The sequence below is a fragment of the Hyphomicrobium sp. 2TAF46 genome (assembly GCF_052114865.1).
Taxonomy (GTDB): Bacteria; Pseudomonadota; Alphaproteobacteria; order Rhizobiales; family Hyphomicrobiaceae; genus Hyphomicrobium_B.
Genome location: NZ_JBFRFO010000012.1, coordinates 25,698 through 48,752 on the forward strand (window position 1 = coordinate 25,698; position 23,055 = coordinate 48,752).

The 23,055-nt window shown below is 61.3% G+C and carries 24 protein-coding genes; 11 read left to right on the plus strand and 13 right to left on the minus strand.

The features are described from left to right. Positions 1–20: 20 nt before the first annotated feature. From AB4Z24_RS20735 to ygfZ, 8 genes are all read right to left on the minus strand, one after another. Positions 21–278, minus strand: coding sequence for a hypothetical protein (locus tag AB4Z24_RS20735; protein WP_441711270.1), 258 nt, complete (start codon positions 276–278; stop codon positions 21–23). Between the two features lie 57 nt (positions 279–335). Next, the gene (nadC, locus tag AB4Z24_RS20740; RefSeq protein ID WP_441711272.1) at positions 336–1,229 is read right to left on the minus strand and encodes a carboxylating nicotinate-nucleotide diphosphorylase; all 894 of its coding nucleotides are present in this window, start codon (positions 1,227–1,229) and stop codon (positions 336–338) included. Next, a complete protein-coding gene (locus tag AB4Z24_RS20745; protein WP_441711273.1) occupies positions 1,226–2,887 on the minus strand; it encodes an L-aspartate oxidase in 1,662 nt (553 codons plus the stop codon). Before AB4Z24_RS20745 ends, nadC begins: the two co-directional genes overlap by 4 nt. Positions 2,888–2,927: 40 nt before the next feature. Continuing rightward, positions 2,928–3,986, minus strand: a complete 1,059-nt coding sequence (gene nadA, locus AB4Z24_RS20750; protein ID WP_441711275.1) for a quinolinate synthase NadA — start codon at positions 3,984–3,986, stop codon at positions 2,928–2,930. Between the two features lie 185 nt (positions 3,987–4,171). Continuing rightward, positions 4,172–5,227 carry an NUDIX hydrolase gene (locus AB4Z24_RS20755; RefSeq protein WP_290990527.1) on the minus strand — a complete coding sequence of 352 codons (1,056 nt, stop codon included), beginning with the start codon at positions 5,225–5,227 and terminating at the stop codon, positions 4,172–4,174. A gap of 109 nt (positions 5,228–5,336) precedes the next feature. After that, the gene (locus tag AB4Z24_RS20760; RefSeq protein ID WP_441711277.1) at positions 5,337–5,945 is read right to left on the minus strand and encodes a hydrolase; all 609 of its coding nucleotides are present in this window, start codon (positions 5,943–5,945) and stop codon (positions 5,337–5,339) included. Beyond that, on the minus strand, positions 5,942–6,550 hold the full coding sequence (locus AB4Z24_RS20765; RefSeq protein WP_441711279.1) for a DNA-3-methyladenine glycosylase I: 609 nt from the start codon (positions 6,548–6,550) through the stop codon (positions 5,942–5,944). Before AB4Z24_RS20765 ends, AB4Z24_RS20760 begins: the two co-directional genes overlap by 4 nt. Then, positions 6,547–7,452 carry a CAF17-like 4Fe-4S cluster assembly/insertion protein YgfZ gene (gene ygfZ / locus AB4Z24_RS20770; RefSeq protein ID WP_441711280.1) on the minus strand — a complete coding sequence of 302 codons (906 nt, stop codon included), beginning with the start codon at positions 7,450–7,452 and terminating at the stop codon, positions 6,547–6,549. Before ygfZ ends, AB4Z24_RS20765 begins: the two co-directional genes overlap by 4 nt. Positions 7,453–7,535: 83 nt before the next feature. Between ygfZ and AB4Z24_RS20775 the strand changes: the two genes are divergently transcribed. Next, entirely contained in the window at positions 7,536–8,870 is a 1,335-nt protein-coding gene (locus AB4Z24_RS20775) for a dihydroorotase (protein ID WP_441711282.1), read from the plus strand. A gap of 18 nt (positions 8,871–8,888) precedes the next feature. Here the strand turns inward: AB4Z24_RS20775 and AB4Z24_RS20780 are convergent, their stop codons facing one another. Continuing rightward, positions 8,889–9,659: a L,D-transpeptidase gene (locus AB4Z24_RS20780; RefSeq protein ID WP_441711284.1), complete on the minus strand. Its 771-nt coding sequence runs from the start codon at positions 9,657–9,659 to the stop codon at positions 8,889–8,891. 123 nt (positions 9,660–9,782) lie between these two features. Beyond that, complete coding sequence (locus AB4Z24_RS20785; RefSeq protein ID WP_441711285.1) at positions 9,783–10,319, minus strand: hypothetical protein; 537 nt, start codon at positions 10,317–10,319, stop codon at positions 9,783–9,785. 181 nt (positions 10,320–10,500) lie between these two features. Between AB4Z24_RS20785 and AB4Z24_RS20790 the strand changes: the two genes are divergently transcribed. Then, positions 10,501–11,166 (plus strand): LysE family translocator, encoded by a 666-nt coding sequence (locus tag AB4Z24_RS20790; RefSeq protein ID WP_441711287.1) that lies wholly within the window; start codon positions 10,501–10,503, stop codon positions 11,164–11,166. A gap of 34 nt (positions 11,167–11,200) precedes the next feature. Here AB4Z24_RS20790 and AB4Z24_RS20795 read toward each other — a convergent pair whose 3' ends face one another. Further along, positions 11,201–11,446 carry a hypothetical protein gene (locus AB4Z24_RS20795; protein WP_013215949.1) on the minus strand — a complete coding sequence of 82 codons (246 nt, stop codon included), beginning with the start codon at positions 11,444–11,446 and terminating at the stop codon, positions 11,201–11,203. A 163-nt stretch (positions 11,447–11,609) separates the two neighbouring features. Further along, complete coding sequence (locus AB4Z24_RS20800; RefSeq protein ID WP_441711290.1) at positions 11,610–12,029, minus strand: TIGR02301 family protein; 420 nt, start codon at positions 12,027–12,029, stop codon at positions 11,610–11,612. A 104-nt stretch (positions 12,030–12,133) separates the two neighbouring features. On the opposite strand from AB4Z24_RS20800, the gene AB4Z24_RS20805 reads away from it, so the two are divergent. From AB4Z24_RS20805 to AB4Z24_RS20815, 3 genes are all read left to right on the plus strand, one after another. After that, positions 12,134–12,799, plus strand: coding sequence for an SOS response-associated peptidase (locus AB4Z24_RS20805; protein WP_441711469.1), 666 nt, complete (start codon positions 12,134–12,136; stop codon positions 12,797–12,799). Positions 12,800–12,972: 173 nt separating this feature from the next. Then, positions 12,973–14,655 carry a Clp protease N-terminal domain-containing protein gene (locus AB4Z24_RS20810; RefSeq protein WP_441711292.1) on the plus strand — a complete coding sequence of 561 codons (1,683 nt, stop codon included), beginning with the start codon at positions 12,973–12,975 and terminating at the stop codon, positions 14,653–14,655. Between the two features lie 100 nt (positions 14,656–14,755). Beyond that, the gene (locus AB4Z24_RS20815) at positions 14,756–14,959 is read left to right on the plus strand and encodes a hypothetical protein (protein ID WP_441711293.1); all 204 of its coding nucleotides are present in this window, start codon (positions 14,756–14,758) and stop codon (positions 14,957–14,959) included. 75 nt (positions 14,960–15,034) lie between these two features. Here the strand turns inward: AB4Z24_RS20815 and AB4Z24_RS20820 are convergent, their stop codons facing one another. Next, positions 15,035–16,039, minus strand: a complete 1,005-nt coding sequence (locus AB4Z24_RS20820; protein ID WP_441711295.1) for an L-threonylcarbamoyladenylate synthase — start codon at positions 16,037–16,039, stop codon at positions 15,035–15,037. A gap of 42 nt (positions 16,040–16,081) precedes the next feature. Between AB4Z24_RS20820 and AB4Z24_RS20825 the strand changes: the two genes are divergently transcribed. From AB4Z24_RS20825 to dxs, 6 genes are all read left to right on the plus strand, one after another. Further along, positions 16,082–17,851 carry an acyl-CoA dehydrogenase gene (locus AB4Z24_RS20825; RefSeq protein ID WP_441711297.1) on the plus strand — a complete coding sequence of 590 codons (1,770 nt, stop codon included), beginning with the start codon at positions 16,082–16,084 and terminating at the stop codon, positions 17,849–17,851. Further along, positions 17,848–18,630, plus strand: coding sequence for a crotonase/enoyl-CoA hydratase family protein (locus AB4Z24_RS20830; protein WP_441711299.1), 783 nt, complete (start codon positions 17,848–17,850; stop codon positions 18,628–18,630). Before AB4Z24_RS20825 ends, AB4Z24_RS20830 begins: the two co-directional genes overlap by 4 nt. A 102-nt stretch (positions 18,631–18,732) precedes the next feature. Then, the gene (locus AB4Z24_RS20835) at positions 18,733–19,614 is read left to right on the plus strand and encodes an SDR family oxidoreductase (protein WP_441711301.1); all 882 of its coding nucleotides are present in this window, start codon (positions 18,733–18,735) and stop codon (positions 19,612–19,614) included. 28 nt (positions 19,615–19,642) lie between these two features. Next, on the plus strand, positions 19,643–20,587 hold the full coding sequence (locus tag AB4Z24_RS20840; protein ID WP_441711303.1) for a histone deacetylase family protein: 945 nt from the start codon (positions 19,643–19,645) through the stop codon (positions 20,585–20,587). Between the two features lie 37 nt (positions 20,588–20,624). Next, positions 20,625–20,903: an exodeoxyribonuclease VII small subunit gene (locus AB4Z24_RS20845; RefSeq protein WP_441711304.1), complete on the plus strand. Its 279-nt coding sequence runs from the start codon at positions 20,625–20,627 to the stop codon at positions 20,901–20,903. A 208-nt stretch (positions 20,904–21,111) separates the two neighbouring features. Next, complete coding sequence (dxs, locus tag AB4Z24_RS20850) at positions 21,112–23,019, plus strand: 1-deoxy-D-xylulose-5-phosphate synthase (RefSeq protein WP_441711306.1); 1,908 nt, start codon at positions 21,112–21,114, stop codon at positions 23,017–23,019. Positions 23,020–23,055 lie beyond the last annotated feature (36 nt).

Here is a 23,055-nt window from a genome sequence, read left to right on the forward strand (position 1 = left end):
CTATCAGGACCGGAAACGCTCTAGAGGGGGCCGTTCTCGCGCCGGTCGATATCGTCGAGGCGAGGCTGGCGCGGACGCGGGCCCTTGTATTTGGGAAGCAGCAGCAACCAAAGCACGGCCGGCGGCACGAGGAAGCTCCACCCGATCCAGTAGGAAAGATCGCGGTTTTTGATGCCGGCCAGAATGCCCGCGAGAATTGAAGCCGCGATCGCGGTCCCGCCCCACAGCACGATCCACTGCAGCGCCATGGAATTACCCTCCATGTCCAAACCGGACATTCCTATTCTAGTCCCTGCCGGACACAAACTGCCAGATGCGCAGTGACTGTGGCAAATTCAAGCTCCGGCGCCGGACGTATTCGCAGATAGGACAAAGTCGAGACCGAGATCGAGAACCGGCGCCGAATGCGTCAGCGCTCCGACCGAGATCATGTTGACGCCGGTCGCGGCAATTTCCCTGACGGTGTCGAGGTTAACGCCGCCCGAGGCTTCCGTAAGGCAGCGCCCGGCGACGATGCCGACGGCCTTCCGCAAATCGGCAGGCCCCATGTTGTCGAGCAGCACGCAATCGGCGCCTTCGCGGACGACAATTTCGAGCTGTTCGAGCGTATCGACCTCAACCTCGATTTTTGTCATGTGCCCTGCGGTGGCCTTCGCGGCTCTGATCGCGGCTTCGATGCCGCCCGCCGCGACGATATGGTTGTCCTTGATGAGAATAGCGTCGAACAGGCCGAAGCGGTGATTATGGCCGCCGCCGCATCTGACCGCATACTTCTCGAATGCTCTGAGCCCGGGCGTCGTCTTTCGCGTATCGACGATCTGCGCGCCGGTGCCCGCAACCGCATCGGCGTAACGGCGTGTCAGGGTCGCGATCCCGCACATTCGGCCCATGAAGTTCAGGGCGACGCGCTCAGCAGAGAGGATGGCGCGAGACTTCCCGGAAATGCGCGCGATCGTGTCGCCAGCGAATGCCGCGCATCCGTCCGCGATCTGGACCGTGAAATCGCACGCGGGATCGAGCTCCCGGAATGCCGCTTCCGCCAACGCAAGGCCTGACACGATGCCGGGCTTTCGCGCCGCGAGCAAAGCGACGGAGCGTGCGTTCGGAGAGACTGTCGCGTCGGTGGTGATGTCGCCTGAGAGCCCGAGATCTTCGTCGAGCGCGCTACGAACCGCGACCAGAACGAGATTTTGTGGGAGTGTGGCGAACGAGGAGGGAGCAGCCGTCATGTCCCGCATGGTGCCAGCATCGGCGGTTCGCAGTGACTTTTTTTGGGCTTCTCGTTAATCGCCTCGAGATCGGCGAGCGTGATGAATGTGCGCTTCTGCAGCGCCGGGTTCGCCTTCGGGTAATCCGTGCGGTAATGGCCGCCCCGGCTTTCCTTGCGAAGCAGCGCCCCAGCCGTGATCAGCTGAGCGGCAAGGAGCATGTTTGAGAGAACCCGGTCGTTCACGACGGCTGCACTCAGCGCTTTGAGTTCGGAAAGGGCAGTCTTCAGCCCCTTTCCGGAGCGCTGAACCCCGGCATACCGCGTCATGATCGCCCGCAGTCTGTCGATCGCCTCACGCCGCGAAGCGGTATCGGCCGCACGGCCGCTGCCGGGAATGCGATGCGGCACGACGAAATGCCCGACGCGATCATGCGGAAGAAGGCCGCGAACGTCGTTCGCAACGCGCGCACCGAAGACGACGGCCTCGAGCAGCGAATTCGATGCGAGCCGGTTGGCGCCGTGAAGGCCGGTCGAAGCAACTTCGCCGACAGCCCAAAGGCCCGTAAGACTCGTCCGCCCGTTCGCATCGGCCGCGATGCCGCCCATGTGATAATGCTCGGCGGGTGCAACGGGTATCAGATCCTTGGAGGGGTCGATGCCTGCGCGCTGGCAATGCCCCCAGACGGTCGGGTATTGCTTTTCGAAGTCGGCGATCGCCGTGCGGCAATCGAGAAAAACGCCGCGTCCCGCATTGAGCTCATTGTAAACGGCGCGCGCGACGACGTCACGTGGCGCGAGCTCGCCGCGAGGATCGATCGCCAGCATGAAGCGTTCGCCGTTTGAGTTGACGAGCGTCGCGCCTTCGCCGCGCAGCGCTTCCGTCGCGAGCGGTGCGGGATCGATTCCGGCATCGATGGCGGTCGGATGAAATTGCACGAACTCCGGATCCGCGATCACCGCGCCGGCGCGCGCGGCCATGGCGAGCGCCTCGCCCTTCGCATAGGAGGGGTTGGTCGTCAGCGCGAACAACGCTCCGACGCCGCCCGTCGCCAGCACGACTGCCGCCGCCGGAACGAATGCGTAACGGCCATTGCCGAGAGCCGTCGGCCGGATCAGCCGGACGCCTTCGACACGATTGTCAGTAACGATGAGGTCGTCGGCTTCATATCCTTCGAGCACCCGTATCGACGGCGTCGCGCGCACGGCGGCGATAAGCGCCTGCATGATCGCCGCGCCGGCCGTATCGCCCGACACGCGGACAACGCGCTTTTCGGAATGAGCGGCTTCCTTTGAAAGAATGTAGTGACCTTCGAGATCCCGATCGAACGGCACGCCATAGGCGAGAAGATCGCGGATCCGATCCGGGCCTTCCTCGGCAACCAGCCGCGCAATGTCCGGATCGACGATGCCCGCACCCGCTTCGATGGTGTCGGCGGCATGCTTTGCTGTGCTGTCGCCTTCGCCGACCGCAGCGGCGATGCCGCCCTGCGCCCACATGCTGGACGCGCCTTCACCGAGAGGCGCGGCCGCAATGACCGTCACCGGCAGCGGCGCCAGCTTCAGCGCCGTGAAAAGCCCCGCAAGTCCGGCGCCGATGATCACGACGTCGCCTGGGCCGGGCTCACCTGTAAAGCCGCTGAACTCTGTAGCGGCGCGACGCTTCGTCGATGCAGCCATAAGTTTTTGCCCTCCCGGGGCGGTGGTCCCCAAGAGTTCGCTAGTTGGTCAGGTTGACCATGCGTTCGACAGCCCGGCGGGCGCGTTCGGCGACATCCGGATCGACGGTAACCTCATGCTGCATGTGCACGAGGCTCTCGTAGATATTTTCGAGGCTGATGCGTTTCATGTGCGGGCAAAGATTGCACGGCCGGATGAACTCGACATCCGGGACCTCGACCGCGACATTCGACGCCATCGAGCACTCGGTGACGAGCATGACCTTGGCCGGGCGCTTCTCTTTCACCCAATGAATCATGCCGGACGTCGAGCCCGTGAAGTCAGCGGCCTCGATAACGTCAGGCGGGCATTCGGGATGCGCGATGATCTTGAGACCGGGTTCGTCGTTCCGCATGGCGCGAAGCTCTTCGCCGGTGAAACGCTCGTGCACCTCGCACGCGCCCTTCCACGCGATGACCTGGACTTTCGTTTGCGATTGGACCCACTTCGCCAAATACTGATCGGGTATGCAGAGAACCCTCGGCACGCCGAGGCTCTCGACGACCTGGACGGCATTCGAGGATGTGCAGGTGATATCGCATTCGGCTTTCACCGCCGCCGAGGTATTCACATAGGTGACGATCGGCACGCCGGGATAGGCCTCGCGCAGCATGCGAACATCCTCGGGCGTTATCGACGATGCCAGCGAACAGCCCGCCCGCATGTCCGGGATGAGAACGGTTTTTTCCGGCGAGAGCAGTTTCGACGTCTCAGCCATGAAGTGGACGCCGGCCTGCACGATGACCTTGGCGTTCGTCCGGGCGGCTTCCTTCGCGAGCTGCAGTGAATCGCCACGGAAATCTGCCACGCAATGGAAGATCTCAGGCGTCATGTAGTTGTGCGCCAGGATGACCGCGTTCCGCTGCACCTTGAGCGCGTTGATCGACTTGATGAGCGGCGCGTAGTGCGGCCATTCCATCGGCGTGATGATATGCTTCACGCGGGCATAAAGGGGGGCCATCTCCGCCTCGAGAGCGGGTGACCACGCGAAAGCTTGGGGCGTCTTCGCGGCAGGCCGGGGTTTAGCCGGTGTCACAAGACTTGAAACCAAAGCAGACATAGTCTTCGCCCTCCATATATGCTCGTTTCGAGCATATTCGGGGTGTGAGTTCCGTCGGCAAACATGCCGTTCACACCGCACCCTGAAATGCTCGACGCGAGCATTCCTGAACATATTTAAAATAATAGATGTGCGAACAAATTTCCAGGGCGGTGGTTCCCGCCCTGGAATTTAGACGATGCCGATTAGCTTCGGCTCGGAGGCGCTGATACCCTGACGCCAGGTGCCGGGCGCTCGAGGAGGACTTCGCGGCGGAAACGGAAAAGTTTCGCCGGACGTCCGCCGGTTCGCGTTTTGACTTCTCCGGTCGGCTCGACAAGGCCCGCACCTTCGACGAGTCGACGGAAGTTTTGTTTGTGTAGATGCGGACCAAGAATGGCTTCGACGGTCTTCTGAAGCTCGTAGAGTGTAAACTCGTCGGGCATCAATTCGAAGACCACGGGCCGGTACTTGATCTTGGCACGCGTACGGCTGATGGCCGTCGCCAATATCCGCCGGTGATCGGACTGCATCGGCAAACCGAGTTTGGGCCTGTCGGTCCATTCTGCGGCGCCGGGCCTTCCGTCCCGGACGGCTTCGTCGGCAAGACCCGCTTCGTAGAGAAGCTCGAACCGTTCGAGAACCTTCTCTTCGTCCCAGGCGGTGCCATCGAGGCCAAAGCAGATACGTGCGCGATCGCCACGAGCGATCGATGGTTGAGTGCTCGTCGCGAGCGCAGGCTTCTCTGCCCACGCTTTGAGACGCGGTTCAATGTCCCGGGCGATGATTTCGGGGCGCCCGCGACGCCAGTCTTCCCAAGGAAAATATTGGTACCAACTCCGCCAGAGACCATTGGTTAATCCATGGTGTCCGACAGCCTGCGTCAATGCAAGGTAACCGATGGAAACAATATTGGGAGTGGCAACGCCTGCGTCAGCGTGGCGGCCACGATCAGCAAATGTATAAAGTTGCTCGGCATAGCCGAGGTCAAGGCCGGTCTGGCTCTGAACCCAGGCTCGTAAGCCGCTCTCCAATGTTCTGTGCTCGCGCGGATTAAAAGGCCCGAACGGCAAAACGTCTGTTGCACCGATGGCGTCCGGATCGCCCCGGACCACAAGTGCGACTGGTTCGTTATCGGATACGGCGACGATCGCCGCATTTAGTCCGATGCCGAGAGAAGGCTCTAGCTCGTGGTCGTCTTCCGGTGCGAGCTGAGACTTTTCAGGCGTCGGTTTTCTCCTGCCAGAAAGTTCCATGTTCATGTTTGTCTTCCCCGTGCTCCCCATGAGGCGAGCTAGTGGGCGATCATGGCGAATTTCAGATAGACCCTGTAAATGAAAAACGCGAATTAGCCCCACAATTGCCTAATTGTCAGTGCGGTGACAAATTTCCGAACCGCAAAAGAAACTGCCTTTGGGCATCCTTTGCCGTTACGGGTTTCAAAACTGACAGCACGCTGTGAAGTTCCGCCGGCACCTTCGGAATTCCGAAAAAAATTTCAGCCTCGCTCGTATCGAACCCCGCGAGCTGCGTCGCTTCGTAGTACGCCGCGATCGTATCGGCCTCCTTAATTGCTGCCACAGCAGCGACACTGAGTTGCCCAACACCGAACCGCTTATGGATCGCTTCGAGCAAGTTCAGTTCGAACGATTTGTAGTCGAGCCCGATCGCTGTTTTGAAAGGGCTGATCAGATCGCCGATGACGTATTCCGGCGCATCGTGCAGTAATGCCGCGAGACGTTCGTTGGCTGTCGAGTTTGGCCATAGCGCCGTGACGATGTCGGTGACGACGACGGAATGCTGAGCGACGGAAAAAGCGTAGTCGCCTTTCGTCTGTCCGTTCCATCGTGCAACGCGCGCGAGCCCATGTGCGATATCCTCGATCTCGATGTCGCGAGGCTCCGGTGCGAGTAGATCGAGCCGGCGTCCCGACAGCATGCGCTGCCAGGCTCTCGGCGTCTTTGCGTACGAAGGATTCATAGCTCTGCGATCTTCAGCTTCTTTTGAAGTTTCGCGCATGCCGCGTGCCTGAAGCACGAGACGAGGTGATCATTGACCATGCCGGTCGATTGCATGAATGCGTATAAGGTCGTCGATCCGACAAAACGGAAACCGTCAGCCTTGAGAGCTTTGCTCATTCTCTTAGAAACATCAGTCTCGGGCTTGATGTCTTTCGTCGATGCGAGAGCGTTGACGATCGGCCGGCCATCAACAAAACCCCATATATATTGGGAAAATCGCATTCGATCGCGAATTTCAAGATAGACCTTTGCATTGGAGATCGTCGCCTCGATCTTGGCGCGGTTCCGGATGATGCCCTCGTTCTTGAGAAGCCGGTCGATATCGCGCGCCGAGTATTGCGCGATGCTCTCGGCATCGAAATTATGGAACGCCTTCCGAAAATTTTCGCGCTTGCGAAGGATTGTGATCCACGAGAGGCCCGCTTGGAATCCTTCGAGCATCAACTTCTCGAACAGTGCGCGATCGTCCGTCATCGGCACGCCCCACTCTTCATCGTGGTAGCGGATGTAAGTGGCGTCCGCGCCGGCCCACGGGCACCGTTCGATCTCTCTTGATGTGATCATGACGACGGTAGAGACGTTGAGGAGCGCGCGGCTGCAGATGCGGCGTAACTCTCGAGGACAATATCGTCGACAGTGACAGCGGCATCGCCTGCTGCGAGCTTCTGGTTTTTCTGCTTTGCCTCGAGTGCGCGGTCGAGGCGAAGCATCGCAATGGCAGCGGTGCCATCAACGGTCCCGACGCGTCCGATCGAAACGTCTCCGACAAGCACATCGTCATTCGGGGAGAGGGGAGCCGAGCCCAAAATTTTTACGGCGCGCTTCCGAACGACAGTCTTGTTTTGCATGCGCGCGACGATCTCTTGTCCGACGTAGCAGCCCTTCGAGAACGATACGCCGTTGAAGAGATCGAAGTCGGCTTCGTGCGGATACGCGTCGCCGAATTTATAATCGCGACCACCCTCGGGCACGCCGAGTAAAACGCGAAGAGCATCGTACTGGCGAAGCGCGATTTCGTTATCCGCATCGCTAAAAGAATCGCTCGCCAGTTGGCCTTCGGCTATCAGTCGTACTCCAAGTGAGGTATGTCTGGGGTCCGAAAAACGCATGGCCTCATCCACAGGAAATGCGTCAGCGCCATCGTCCCAGGCGGCATAGATTCGAAATGACTCCGAAACATCGGCGATGATGACATCGGCGCGAAGCTTATAGATGGCCAGCCGCTTCGCGAGATCGCCGGCGCTCGCACGGAGAACATCGAGCAGGTAGCCGTCGCCGTGACGAACAATAAAAAAGTCGAAGAGGATTTTGCCTTGCGGCGAAAGCAGCGCCGCGTGACGGGCCTCGCCGTTGCGAAGGCCTTCGATGTCATTGGTCACCAGCCCCTGCAGCAGCTTTTCACTGTCCCAGCCGTTAACGCTGACGACTCCGCGATCAGCAAGTCGCGCTATCTTTGCGGCAGACATGAAATTCACGCCTCGGTTGCAAATGAGGGAAGAGTTACGTATGCGGGGCTTTTCTCGTATGCAAGCCTATGGAGCGCCGCAAGATGGTTGAGACTTTCGACGTCGTTATTCGAGGCGCGACGGTCGTCAATCATGATGGTGAGGGCGTCCGCGATATTGCGATCCGGGGTGGCAGGATCGCGGCAATCGGCCAACTCGGCTCGGTCAAGGCTGCCGAAATCATTGAAGCGGCAGGGCTCCACATTCTACCGGGCGTCATCGATACGCAGGTACATTTCCGGGAACCCGGCCTTGAGCACAAGGAAGACTTGGAGACAGGCAGCCGCGCGGCGGTCGCGGGAGGCGTGACGGCGGTCTTCGAGATGCCGAACACCAAGCCCCTCACGACGAGCGCCGAAACCCTCGCGGATAAGGTTCGCCGCGCCCGGCACCGGATGTTTAGTGATTTCGCCTTCTTCGTCGGCGGCACCCGAGAGAATGTTGCCGATATTCCGGCTCTCGAGAAGCTCGAAGGCTCGGCGGGCATCAAGGTGTTCATGGGGTCATCGACCGGCGATCTACTGGTCGACGATGGCACGACGCTCGACCGGATCATCGCGAAGATATCCCGCCGGGCATCCTTCCACGCCGAAGACGAAGCGCGGCTGAAATCGCGGATGCATCTGCGGCGGAAGGGCGATCCCTCGTCGCATCCCGAATGGCGCGACCCGGAAGCGGCCCTCATCGCGACCAAGCGGCTTGTCGCCATGGCCGAAGAGCACGGCAAGCGCGTCCACGTGCTCCATGTTTCGACGGCCGAAGAGATGGAGTTCCTGCGCGAGCATAAAGCGTATGCCTCGGTCGAGGTGACGCCGCACCATCTGACCCTTGAAGGACCTGAAGCTTATGAACGCCTCGGTTCCTACGTTCAGATGAACCCGCCGGTGCGCGATGCCCGCCACCGCGCCGCGATTTGGGCCGCGCTCCAATCGGGCGTCGTCGATATTCTGGGGTCCGATCACGCGCCCCATACGCGCGAGGAAAAGGATCACGTCTATCCCGACACGCATTCCGGCATGACCGGCGTCCAAACCCTCGTTCCGATCATGCTCGATCACGTCAACGCGGGACGGCTGTCCCTGCAGCGCCTCGTCGATCTGACGAGCCACGGCCCTCAGCGGCTTTTCGGCATTCGCTCGAAGGGGCGCATCGCGGTTGGCTATGACGCCGACCTCACCATCGTCGATCTAGACCGGACAGCAACGATCACCAACGGTTGGATCGAAAGCCGCGCCGCCTGGACGCCTTACGATGGCGTGAAGGTTAAGGGCTGGCCGGTCGGGACGTACGTCCGCGGCCGGAAAGTCATGTGGGAAGGCGAGATCATCGGCCCGGCCCGCGGCGAGCCCGTCGATTTTCTCGAGGGCTTCGCGGGCTGAGCCTGTTCGTGACGCCGGTCAGCCTTCGCTGCCGGTTTTCGCGACGCGCGACATTTCCGGCGGCAGCCGCTTCAGTACGTGAACCGTCGTGCCGACATCGGCAAGGGTCGACAGATGCATGACGTTGCCGTTCGTCATCCGGATGCAGCCCGACGATGACGCCGTTCCGATCGAGGAAGCCTCGTTCGTGCCGTGGATGCGATAGAGCGTGTTGCCGAGATAAAGCGCCATGGCGCCGAGCGGATTGCGGACACCGCCGGACATCCGAACCGGGAGTTCAGGACGCCGGGCGCGCATTTCGGCCGGCGGGATCCAGTCGGGCCATGCCGCCTTTCTCGTGATCTTCTCGGTGCCGCTCCACGCGAACCCCTGCTTTCCGACGGCGATCGGGTAGCTATAGGCGCTCGAGGACGTGAGGACGTAATAGAGACGGCGCCCCGCCGTATCGATCACGATCGAGCCGGGCTCGAAACTGCTGTGAAATGAAACCTTGGGAGGGGCGATTGCCGCGATGCGGGGCTGTCCGCCGCCGGTGAGGGAGGCGGGCCCGCGCCCGGCCGGCCCGTTGCGAGCATCTTCATCCGCCGAGCGATCGGACTGGGGCTGATCCCAATCCCAGCCCATGCCGAAAAGCTGCTGACCCATTTTTTGGGCGCTTTCGCGCTGCTTGCGGTCGAGCTTTTTGGGGGTGACGTAACCGTAGGTCTCTTCAGACGGATGAAAGGCATAAGCCGGTGCAGCAATGGCGCAGCTCAAAACCGCTGCTGCCAAAAGCGATATACTCTTCATCAACAAAACTCCGCATTTTCCTCTAATTTGTGAAAAGCGGAATACCCCCTTTAATCCGTCGCTGGATACCCCACTGCGGCAATTGGCAATGCAAGTCGAACGCGGCAGCCGCTGGATTGGAGTTCAATTGGCCCGTTTGAACGAGGTCCAGGACCCGTCTGCGGCGATCACCAGACGCCACCAGAGCCACTGCTTCTTTTCGCGCATCTCCTGAGCCTTCGCGGGTGTGACGAGACGGTAGAGATCGACCTCTTCGGCAGGCGTCAGCTTGTCGAGCGGACGTTCGGCGAGATAGGGCCAGACGTAGATCAGATTGTTCTCGATATCATTGCCGAGAGGGAGGGCGACGGGCGGCATGTTCAGCGTCTCGACAAGGGCTGCGAGAATTTCCCGGCCTTGATGATCTTCCGAGCGCTCCTTCAGCGCCTTGATCGGATCGCTTCCCGGTTCGATGCCGAGGTCTGGAACAATGCCGCTGACTTCGAATGCGGTTTTCAGTTCATCGATGTTTCCGGACCGCGCGGCGGTCAGAATGACGTCGCGAAGGTCTTCGACATGCGGCGGCAATTTCACGGGCTCGCCGCGGCTCTCGTTGGCGCCTGCTCTGGCGACATGGACAAGAGCGCTCGCCGCTACTACGAGTACTAAGAGCAGATTCACCAGGCTTGCTTTTTGAAAGAGGGCCCGCCGGAAACGCTGTTCGCATGTCGCTCGAGGAATTCCCCACATTGCAGTTGCGCCCTCCCTCGATCCCAGTAGCTGTGGTGCCCGAAGCCGTGTTGGATGTGAGAATGCAGCCTAGCACCTGTCGCTTCCAACTCAGAGATCGAGCACGTACCCCTTGCTGAGTTATATCCCGAACCCTCTCATCATCCCTGTCGGTCTGATCGTCGGAATGCTCATTGCCGCCCCGGTCGGGCCTGTCAATGTGCTGTGCATCCAACGGGCCATCGAACGGGGATTCTGGGGCGGAATCGCCGCTGGCATAGGCTCGGTGATGGGTGATGGTCTCATCGCTCTGTGCGCTGGCCTGGGCGTTGGCACGGTTTCCGGCGTCGTCCAAACCCATCGCGCATTCATTCAGGCGATCGGCGGCCTGGCCCTGATCGCTTTCGGGCTTCGTCTTTATTTCAGCGCGCCGCGGCTGAAGATGGCATCCGAGTCCGATGCATCGACCGCTCGCCTCAAGGACTTTGCCTGGGACATCCCGCAGACATTCTTTCTGACGATCACCAATCCGGGTGCGGTCCTCGGACTGTTCGCCGTTTTCGGGGGCGTCACCACGTTCGTCGAGGTCCATTCGACCATTGACGTTCTGCTGATGGTTTCATCCATCGTTGGCGGCAGCATGCTGTGGTGGATTGCACTGTCGAATTTCATCAGCCGCCATCGCCACCGGATCGATCTTCACGTTCTGCAGATCGTAAATCGGGTCGCAGGCGCACTGCTTGCGCTCTTCGGCGGCGTGCTCATCGCCGAAGTCGTCCTGAAGGCTGGCCACTTCTGAGCCGCCAGCCGGTCCGCGTAAGGGGCGTTTCTGATTATTGGTCGCGGCGCGTCAGCGTGAATTCGCCTTCGACGACACGCTTCTCCAGTCCGCGCGTCAGATGGATAACCGCATCTTCACCGTAGATCGCGACCAGATCGGTGAGCGCCGTGAAGAGCGCTGCGTATGCCATCTGCTGCGGCTCGACCCCCGTATCGACACCCTCGTCCCACGCGGCGAGAATAAGATCCAGCGCCTTCAGCGTCGGATTCTTGGTATCGATGTCCTCAAAACACTGCATGTCGCTCCCAATCTTCCCTCTACCCTGGCCGTCGCATATGCAGACGGATACATCCCACCGTTTGTCACCTAGCACGACCTTTTGCGATAGGTCGAAGCTGCCACTATTCACAGTAAACCTTGTGAAAAGGCCTGACCTGCGCGTTAAGCGTGACGCCATGCGCTCAGTTGGGAAATGCTTTGAGAAGCCCGTCGGAAAGTTCCGATCCCTCCGAGAGAAAACGGTTGATGGCCGTCTGGGCTGAAGGGCTGCACGTATTATAGGTGCGACTGTAGCTGCGATACCCCTGATTGAAAGCACGCGTCAGCTTGGCGCGGCGAAGCGCCGTCGATCCTTCGGCGTCCATCAAATCGCGCATGCGGTCGCGCCAGTACTGGCCCTCGTTCGCCCCGCAAAGCTCGCGAAGATAGTGAACCGCTCCGAGGATTTCCGACAGCCGCAGCAGCCGGTCGTCGTAAGGCTTGGTGTCGGAAGCCGCCAAGGCGGATGGACCGCCAGCCCCCGAAAGGAGCACGCTGAGCGCCAGAACAGGGGCCACAAGGTATCGGCTGCGACGTTTCACTTTCCGGTCCGGCTTTCTCATGCGGATCGCTTAAAGCAGATTCTGGGCCTTCGATCAGCGAACGCTTATATTCAACTTTCATTCGGCATCAAAAGGACCGTCCGGCCTTGCCCGCACGCTACAGTTTGACCACACCCGGCGAGGCCGTGAGGGCTTTTTTCAAGGCGCCGAGCGTCGAAGATTTTCCCCCGCGCTACAATATCGCGCCTTCTCAGCCCGTTCTGATCGCGCGGAACGACGTGCATAATCGCCCCGAGCTGCAATTGGTGCGCTGGGGCCTCATCCCGTCCTGGTTGAAAGATCCGAAATCGCTCGGCTCGCCGCTGATCAACGCGCGGGCCGAAACCGCAAGCGAAAAACCGGCCTTCCGGGGCGCGATGCGCCATCGCCGGTGCCTCGTGCCGGTGACGGGGTTCTATGAATGGACGGGCAACCGGAAGGCGCGCCAGCCGCACCTCATCCGCATGAAAGACCAGGAGCTTTTCGCACTCGCCGGGATTTGGGAAGATTGGCTTGGCGCCGACGGCAGCCAGATCGAAACCATGGCCATTCTGACGACGGCCGCCAACGACGAGATTTCCCGGCTGCACGACCGAATGCCGGTCATCATAGAGAGCGCGCATTTCGATCGCTGGCTCGACTGCCGGCCCGGAACCGCCGAGGTCGTGCTCGACCTTTTGACGCCGTTGCGCGCGGGACGCCTCACCACGACGCCGGTCAACCGGAAGCTCAACGATGCGCGAGCGGAAGGTCCCGAGTTGCAAGAGCCGGAATTTTCGACCCTTCTTTAGGTTGAGCTGTCTGTGCGGCTCGCGCATAGCCGAAATCGGCGCTAACCTAAACATAACCCTTAAACTGAAGACCTATTTGTCATCCAAGTGTAGATAGCTACCAAGAGATCGGCCGATCCTGGCCGGGTGGCTTAGGCAGCAGCGGGCGCCAAGGGGCACATGGAGAGAGCGCGATGGCGTATCACGGCGAGGATCTCGACCTCAGAACTCAGCAGACCTGGACTCCGCCCGATGGGACGATCCAGGGCGACGCGTCGTTGACCAACGGCAAGCGCGCCACCTTGCACGCGGGGCCGGTCCTCGTCGACGACACGGTGCTCGCCTGTTTCAACCAGGCTTACGACATCGCGTCCGCTCATCGCTCCGGTGAGGTCCGCATCGAGCACTTGCTCAACGCGATGACCCGCGTCGATCCCGCAGCGGCCGCGCTCGAAGCGCATGGGCTTCGTGTCGTCGCGTTGAAACGCGAGACGGCAACCATTATCGCGGGTGAGCTCCCAGCTGTTTCGGGCACCGGCGCCGTATCGCCGCGCCGTTCCGACGAATTGGCCGAGCTCCTGCGCCTCTCCTCGTCATTCGCCGCGCGCAGGAATGCCGCCGTGAGCATCGACGACCTCCTGCATGTGCTGTTTGATCAGAGGTCGGACTTCGCACAGTCCGAATTGCTGTTCCGCTTCTCGTCGCGCTTCACGCCGATGCCTGAACCTTTGCCGCCGTTGACGCGTGCCGAAGGCCGCTATACCCCGAGCAACCTCCGTTACGCTGCGGAATACGCTCGCCCAGCCTATCGCAACGACTATTTGGCGACCTCGGCCGACACGCTGCAGAATTCCCGCCTCGATGCGCTCGAGCAAATGGTGCGCACCTTAAGTCACGATTTCTCCAACGAGCGGCACATCATAGCCGGGCTCATCCGAGATCTGAGCCGCGATACGCTCGCCCACCAGGATGACCAGGGGCGCGGCCAAGCCGTGTTGATCGACCGGGTGGGTGCGCTGGAAGCGGCGCTCCGCGAAGGCGGCACAGGCTCGGCCGAAACGCTCCCGCTCGTCTCGAAGCTCGAGAACGTCGAAGCGGCACTGGAGCTTCGCCTGCAGGAGATGTCGCAATCCTGGGCGGTACTCTCGACCCGCCTTCAGGAACTCGAAGCAACGATGCGCGCCCGACCGGCTGCCGACTCCACGGTGGACCTGAAGCCAATTGCCGATCGCCTCGACGTCATCGAGGAGGCGGTGCTCGGCCACGATCATCGCGGGCTGGGGGACCTCGCAGACCGGCTCTCGAAGCTCGACGACGACATCGGCCGTGTGCTCGCGGCATCGCCCGATGCTGGAAGAACCGAAGCCTTGCTCGGAGGCCTCGACAAGATCGATGGCGTATCGAACAAGCTCGACGCCCAGAATGGATCGCTTGCAGAACTTGGGATCGCTCTCGTCGAGCGCATGAACTCGGTCGAGCGCGCTGTCGCAGCCGAGATCGAAACGGCGGCCGCTAAGCATCAGGCCTACGCGCAGGATCTCACCGAGGTCCATGAAGCTCTGCTGAAGGTCAACGAGAACCAGCACACCCTCGCCGGTTCCATGGATCAATGGCGAACGGAATCGGCAACCGACGTCGCCAATATTTTGAACCGTCTCGAAACCATCGATCGGGATACAGCGCTACCCGCGGAAACGATCGCCGCGCTGAACCATCATATGGAAGCGACGAACCGCTTCATCATCGAGCGGTACCATCGCCGGCATCGCTTCCTGTATTGGCTGTTTGGGACGGACGATTGGATGGGCGCCAGTTGGCCGTCCAGCAAAGCGACGATCGAAGCGGAAGAGCGCCGCCTCAAGGAGGCTGGCGCTTGATCTCAGTTCTGCTGCCCGCGGTCCGATCGGCCGTTTACTAAAGCCTGCCGAAATGCCTTGAGTTCACCACCGCGCCCGTGCTTTCCTTAAGAAAGTGTGAATGGCGTCGGGGTCAGACATGTTGCGGCGGTACTTGATCGTCAACGGCGTAACGACGGCACTTCTCTACGCCACGATTTATGCGCTCACGCCCTCGATGAAGTCGCTCGAGTCTCTGCGCGACAGTTTCGAAGGCTTCGTCATGCAAAGCCCGGTGCTGGGCCCGCTCGTCAACAAGGTCATCCTCGTAACGAGCGCCCTGTAGGCGACGCCGGCTAGAGCAATTCCAGCAAAAGTGTGCAACGGTTTTGCGTCCGGAATTGCGTCAAAACAAAACGCTCTAGTCGCGCGGCGCCGCAGCCCGCTTCAGCCTGTCGTTGATCGCTTCACCCAATCCGTGCTTCGGGATCGGCGTTGCGGCAATCGTCGGAGCGCCAGAGGCGTCGAGCATCCGGAGCGCCGCGAAGAGGTTTGCAGCGGCTTCCACGAGATCGCCCGACGGGCTGAGATTGATGAAGACCCGCGCTGGTTTCTCGGCAACGCCGCCGAATGCCAGAACGGCTTCATTCGGTCCCCATTCGTAGGCGTTGAGCCTTAAGGCCGCCCGCGGCGCGTAATGGCTCAGAAGCTGACCGGGAGAGGCGGGTCTGGTGCTGCTCGCCTCGGTTTCGCGCGCGAGACGCTCGCCTAAAGCCACTTCGATCGCCTCAACCGTCACGGCGCCCGGCCGCAGTAGAACGGGCGTTTCACCTACAAGGCTGACAACGGCAGATTCCAATCCGTGGGACGTCGGCCCTGCATCCAGGATCAACGCCGCCTTGTCGCCGAGGTCCGCCGCGACGTGCTCGGCATGGGTCGCGCTGACATGGCCGGACCGGTTGGCGGAGGGCGCTGCGAGCGGGCGCTGGGCCGCGGCCAGCAAGGCGCGCGCCACGGGATGATCGGGAGAACGAAGGGCAACCGTCGGTAGCCCGGCCGAAACCAGATCGCTGACATCCGACTTGGCGGTGCGTGGTACGACGATCGTTAGCGGTCCCGGCCAGAAGGCTTCCGTCAGTCGCCGCGCCAAGGGCGAGAACTCGCCGATGATAAGCGCCTGCTCCAACCCGAGGACATGCACGATGAGGGGATTGAACGCCGGCCGGCCCTTGGCCTCGAACACGCGCGCGACGGCTTCGCCGTTTGTCGCGTCCGCGCCAAGCCCGTAGACTGTCTCCGTCGGAAATGCGACGAGCGCACCCGACCTGATCATTTGTCCCGCTTCGGCGATCCACTCGGCGTTGGCGGGAGCAATTCTGCCTTGCTTCAATTTTTCACCCGGTTTGCGCGCACCTTCGTTCGGCATAGTCTTCGGAAGCAGAACCCGAGCGGCATTGAGAGACGATCCATGACTTACCAGGCTCCAGTAGACGACATCGTCTTTTCACTTAAGACCGTTGCTGCTCTCGACGACATGGACACGAGCGGGCTCTATCCTGGGCTCGACGCCGACACGGTCGTGGCCGTCATTGAAGAAGCCGGAAAGTTCGGCGCCGAGGTCCTAGCACCTTTGAACGCGGTGGGCGACCGAATCGGCTCGAAATTGTCTGACGGAAAAGTGATGACCCCGCCCGGCTTCGGCGCGGCCTACCGGCAGTTCGTGGACGGCGGATGGAGCGCGCTTCCCTGCTCGGAGGCGTATGGCGGGCAAGGCCTTCCCGAAATTGTGGCGACGCCCGTGGGCGAAATCTGGAATGCTGCGAACGTGTCGTTCGGGCTTTGTCCGCTGCTGACGCAAGGCGCAATTCACGCCATCGAGGCGGGCGGCAGCGAGGAGCTCAAGGCGAAATTCCTGCCGAAGATGATAGCCGGTGCGTGGACCGGCACGATGAATTTGACGGAGCCTCACGCCGGCTCCGATCTCGGCCCCCTATCGACGCGCGCCGAACCGCAGGGAGATGGAACGTATCGCATCACGGGTACGAAGATCTTCATCACCTACGGCGAACACGACATGGCGGAGAACATCATTCACCTCGTTCTCGCGCGGTTGCCCGATGCCCCGCCCGGAACGCGCGGAATCTCGCTTTTCCTGGTGCCGAAATATCTGGTGAACGGCGACGGCTCGCTCGGCGATCGGAACGACGTCATTTGCGCCGGTGTTGAGCATAAGCTCGGCATCATGGCGAGCCCGACGTGCGTGATGAAGTTCGGCGAGAATGGCGGCGCGACGGGCTATCTCGTCGGCGAGGAAAATCGCGGCCTCGCGACGATGTTCGTGATGATGAATGCAGCACGCCTCGGCGTCGGCGCTCAGGGCGTCGGCATCGCCGAGCGCGCGAGCCAGCACGCAATCGCTTACGCAAAGGAGCGCCGCCAAGGCAAAAGCTTCTCAGCCAATGGCTCGGGCGGCATGAGCCCCATCATCGAACATGCCGACATCCGTCGCATGCTCTTGACGATGAAGTCGCTCACACAGGCCGCCCGTATGATCTGCTATGCGACGGCAAAAGAACTCGACATCGGCCATCGCGGCAAAGACGAGAAGGAACGCAAGGACGCATTGAATCGCGCCGCGCTTCTCACGCCGCTCGCCAAGGCTTTTTCCACCGACATCGCCAACGAGGTCGCCTCGCTCGGCGTGCAAGTACACGGCGGCATGGGCTTCGTCGAGGAGACGGGCGCCGCGCAGTACCTCCGGGACGCACGCATTTTGCCGATCTACGAAGGCACGAACGGCATCCAGGCGATAGACCTCGTAACGCGCAAGCTCACGCTGGATGGCGGCGCGACGGTGACGACGTTTCTGTCCGGCCTTGCCGGCATCATCGCTAGCGTGCGGGCGGCGAACCGCAGCGATTTTGGCCACATGGCAGCGCGTCTTGGCGAAGCGCTCGTCAGTCTGCAATCGGCGACGCTATGGATGGCGCAGATGCTGCCGGGAGATACCGAAAAAGCCCTCGCTTCGGCGGCTCCTTATCTCCGGGTGATGAGCCTGACGGCTGGAGGCGCCTACCTCGCGAAAGGTGCGCTGACGGAGCCTGCCGGATCGCCGCGCGTTGCGATCGCGCGGTTCTTCGCGGAAAATCTTCTGACGGAAACGAAAAGCCTTGCGGAGGCGGTGCAACACGGCGCCGACTCCGTACTTGTCGATGCCCACGGCGCGGTGTTCGCATGACATCCGAAATCGCAGAAATCGCGGTCTGGCGCGGTGACGGTGTTCAGGTTCTTCGCCTCGCGCGGCCGGAGAAGAAGAACGCTCTGACCGGTGCAATGTATCGCGCGCTCGCGGACGCCATCGAAGCCGGCGATACAGACGACTCCATCGCCGTACACATCATCACCGGCTCCGGCGGCGTCTTCACGGCCGGCAACGACATCGGCGATTTCCTCGCCACCTCCCGAGGCACGGGCGATCTCAGCACGGACGTAGTGCGCTTCATCCGGCTCCTGCCTGTCGTCAAGAAGCCCCTGATCGCGGCCGTAGACGGCGCCGCGATTGGCATCGGCACGACGCTGCTCTTCCATTGCGATCTCGTTTATGCGACGCCGGACGCGACCTTCGCCACCCCTTTCCTGGATCTCGGCGTTACGCCGGAGGCCGCCTCGAGCCTCCTGATGCCGCAACGCATGGGCTACGCGCGCGCCTTCGCTATGCTCGTGCTCGGCGATCCCATGTCGGCGGACGACGCGGTCGCGTCGGGGTTTGTGAACGCGATCGTTCCGGCTGGCGATCTCGAAAAGACGGCGCTCGACGCGGCGCGCCGCCTCGCTAAGAAGCCGCCCGAAGCATTGACTGTTGCCCGCCGCCTGCTGCGAGGCGATACGAGCGAGATCTTGCAGCGAACCGATCAGGAGGTGTTGGCCTTCCGCGAGCGGCTTCGCTCGCCGGAAGCGATCGAGGCGTTTACGGCCTTTTTCGAAAAGCGGCCTCCGAGATTTGATAAATCGGTTTAGGCCCTGGGTAAGACTCGGTTGGCACGCTCTTCGCCTCTTACGCAACCGAAGCTGTCATATTAAGTTGACCCCCCGTATTCGGCAGCAAGCGAGAGCAGCGGAATGGCGTCTCTGAAGGGCAAGATCCTATTCATCACCGGCGCGAGCCGCGGCATCGGGTTAGCGATCGCGAAGAGAGCGGCAAGGGACGGTGCGAACATCGCCATCGCTGCCAAGACGGCCGAACCGAACCCCAAGCTCGACGGCACCATACATTCCGCAGCGAAGGAGATCGAAGACGCAGGCGGCGCCGCGCTCGCGCTCGAATGCGATATCCGCAACGAGGACGAAGTTCAGGACGCCGTCGCGAAAACCGTCGAACGCTTCGGCGGCATCGACATTTGCGTCAACAACGCCAGCGCGCTTTCGCTAACGTCCATCGAGAAGACCGAGCTGAAACGCTTCGACCTGATGTTTGCAGTCAATACGCGCGGCACGTTCCTGACGTCGAAAACGTGTCTGCCGCATCTGAAGCGAGCCGAGAACCCGCACATTCTGACATTGTCGCCGCCGCTCGACATGCACTCCAAATGGTTTTCCGGACACGTCGCCTATTCGATCGCGAAGTACGGCATGAGCCTCTGTGTCCTAGGCCTTTCGGACGAGTTGAAGAAGGACGGCATTGCTGTCAACGCGCTCTGGCCGAGGACGACGATCGCGACGGCGGCCGTGCAGAATATTCTCGGTGGCGACAAGCTCATGCGCATGAGCCGGACACCCGAAATCGTCGCCGACGCGGCTTATCTCGTCTTCGCCCAGCGAGCGAAAACGTTCTCCGGCCATTTCCTCATCGACGATACTTTTCTTGCCGAAGTCGGCGGCGTGAGGGATTTTGAAGGCTACCGGGTCGACAAGTCGATGCCCTTAGCACCTGATTTCTTCGTCCCTGCAGAGAACAAGCCCCCGCCAGGGGTTCAAATCGCGCGGCTGTCGGAACTGGCGTGATGGACAAGTCGGAGCGCGACAGCAGCAGATGACGACCGCATTGATCACGCATCCGGCGTTTCTCGACCACGACACTGGAGAGCTTCATCCCGAACGGCCGGACCGCATGCGGGCCATCAATGAAGCATTGTCGGAAGAGAGCTTCGTCCTTCTCGATCGCCGCGAAGCGCCTCTTCGCGAAGACGATAAAACATATATCGCCATGGCGCACACCCCCGCGCACGTCGCGGCTCTCACCGCGACGGTGGCGCATATCGATGAAGGCCGCAAATATATCGACGGCGACACGGTTGCGTCACCCGGCACATGGGAAGCCGCCCGCCGGGCCGTCGGCGCCGCACTCGACGCAGTCGATATCGTGATGACCGGCGAAGCGGCGAACGTCTTTTGCCAGGTTCGCCCGCCGGGACATCACGCGGAAAGCCAGCAAGCGATGGGCTTCTGCTTTTTCAACAATGTGGCGATAGCTGCCCACTACGCGCGAAAAAAATATGGCGCTGAGCGGGTCGCCGTCGTCGATTTCGACGTGCACCACGGCAACGGTACGCAAGAAATTTTCTGGTCCGATAAGGACCTTTTTTACGGCTCGACGCATCAGATGCCGCTATTTCCGGGCACAGGCGCGTTGCGGGAAACCGGCGTGGGCAATATATTCAACGCGCCTTTGCGTGCGGGCGACGGGCGTGAACAGTTCGAAGAGGCCTTCAGAAGCCGGATACTCGGGCCGTTGCACAATTTTGCCCCTGACGTGCTATTGATTTCGGCGGGCTTCGACGCTCACCAGAGAGATCCGCTCGCCTCGCTCAATCTTGTCGCAAAGGACTTTCATTGGGCGACCGAATCCCTTTCTGAAGTGGCGCGGCGTCACAGCAACGGCCGGATCGTCTCCGTCCTCGAAGGCGGTTATGATCTCACGGGGCTTGCCCAATCCGTTGCGGCCCACGTAAAGGCGTTGATCGAAGCGGGCCACTGAGCGGCATGCCGGTCCCAACGCTCGGAAGCAGGACAATATGAATACGAAAACGCCGGAAAAAAACTTTGCCGATATCAAGGAGATGACATTCGAACGCGCGTTGAAGGAGCTTGAGGCCATTGTCGGCAAGCTCGAGCGCGGCGATGTCGAACTTGAGGAAAGCATAACGATATACGAGCGCGGCGAAGCGCTTCGCGATCACTGCGACCGCCTGTTGAAAGCTGCTGAGGCCAAGGTCGAAAAATTGACACTCGGCGCCGATGGCTCTCCGGCTGGCACCACACCACTGGACAAGGACGGCAATGCGCCGTTCTGAAGGGGCCCAGCGGTGAACCGTACCGGCACCCCCGTTTCCGCCAAACATTAACTTCTCTGCGGCACGCAAGCGCATTATGCCATCTACGAGCCTCCGCAGTTGGGAGGATTGCCGATAGGCGTTATGAATGCCCCGTACTTTCGGGGATGTTTGTTTACCGCCTACTTCCACAACGGTACTTTAGTGACCACCGCATCAAGGTTTTACCGTGAGCCAGACACCGTTACTTGATCGTATTAAGACCCCGCATGACCTGCGTCAGTTGCAGGAAGATCAGTTGCCACAGCTCGCAGCGGAACTCCGCGACGAGACGATCAATGCCGTTTCTGAAACAGGTGGTCATTTGGGCGCGGGGCTCGGCGTCATCGAGCTGACGGTCGCGCTGCATTGGGTGTTCAATACGCCGGACGACCGGCTGATCTGGGACGTAGGCCATCAGGCCTATCCGCACAAAATTCTGACGGGACGCCGCGACCGCATCCGCACCTTGCGCCAGCCGGGCGGCCTTGCAGGCTTCACGAACCGTGACGAAAGTCTCTACGATCCGTTCGGCGCCGGACACTCCTCGACCTCGATTTCCGCAGCGCTCGGCATGGCCGTCGCGCGCGATCTCAGCAACAAATCGAACAATGTCATTGCCGTCATTGGCGACGGTGCGATGAGCGCCGGCATGGCCTACGAGGCGATGAACAATGCCGGCGCGCGCGATGAGCGGCTGATCGTCGTTCTCAATGACAACGACATGTCGATCGCCCCGCCGACGGGCGCGCTCTCGGCGTATCTCGCGCGCGTCACGTCGAGCGGCACCTACCTGCACTTGCGCGATTATGCGAAGCAGCTCGCGAAGCTTCTGCCAAAGGCTTGGGAACGCCGGGCGGCCCGCGTCGAGGAATACACGCGTCACCTCTGGCAGGGCGGTGCCTGGTTCGAGGAACTGGGCTTCTATTACGTCGGCCCGCTCGACGGCCATGACCTCAATCAGCTTCTTCCCGTCTTGAAAAACGTGCGCGATCTCCAACAGGGTCCTATCCTGCTGCACGTCGTGACGAAGAAGGGCAAGGGCTACGCCCCGGCGGAAGCCGCGGACGACAAGTATCACGGCGTCAACAAGTTCAACGTCATCACAGGCGCTCAGGTCAAGCCGAAACCCAACGCGCCGAGCTACACGAAGGTTTTCGCCGATGCATTGATCGCGGAAGCCCGGAAAGACAAACGCGTTGTCGCGATCACGGCGGCAATGCCGTCCGGCACCGGCCTTGATCACTTCGGCAAGGAATTCCCCGATCGCACCTTCGACGTCGGTATCGCCGAGCAGCACGCCGTGACGTTCGCCGCGGGTCTCGCAACCGAGGGCTATAAGCCCTTCGCGACGATCTACTCGACGTTCCTGCAGCGCGCCTACGATCAGGTCGTTCACGACGTCGCGATTCAAAGCCTGCCGGTTCGGTTCGCAATCGATCGGGCAGGTCTTGTCGGCGCCGACGGCGCAACGCACGCAGGATCGTTCGACGTAACCTACCTCGCGTGCCTCCCGAACTTTGTCGTGATGGCCGCGGCCGATGAGGCCGACCTCGTCCACATGGTCGCGACGCAAGCGCAAATCGACGACCGGCCGAGCGCGCTCCGCTATCCACGCGGCGAGGGCGTCGGCGTCGAACTGCCCGAAGTCGGCATACCGCTCGAGATCGGTAAGGGGCGCATCGTCCGCCAGGGATCGAAGGTCGCTCTTCTTTCGCTTGGAACGCGCCTTGCCGAATGTCTGAAGGCTGCAGATCAACTCGCCGCCGCGGGGCTATCGACGACGGTCGCCGACGCGCGCTTCGCAAAGCCTCTCGATACGGCGATGATCCGCGATCTGGCCGCCAATCACGAGGTCCTTGTCACCGTCGAAGAAGGATCCATCGGCGGTTTCGGCAGTCACGTGTTGCAGTTCTTGGCCGACGAAGGCTTGCTCGACGGCGGCCTGCGGGTGCGTTCCAAAGTTCTGCCGGACGTTTTCATCGATCACGGCAAGCCGGAAGTCATGTACGAAGAAGCTCGCCTCAATGCGTCGGGGATCGTCGAGACGGTTTTCGCCGCGCTCGGCCGCGCCGCTGCGGTGGGGGAACGCGCCTAGAAGTGGAAGCGAGCCGCAAAGGCTCTGGGACTCGGA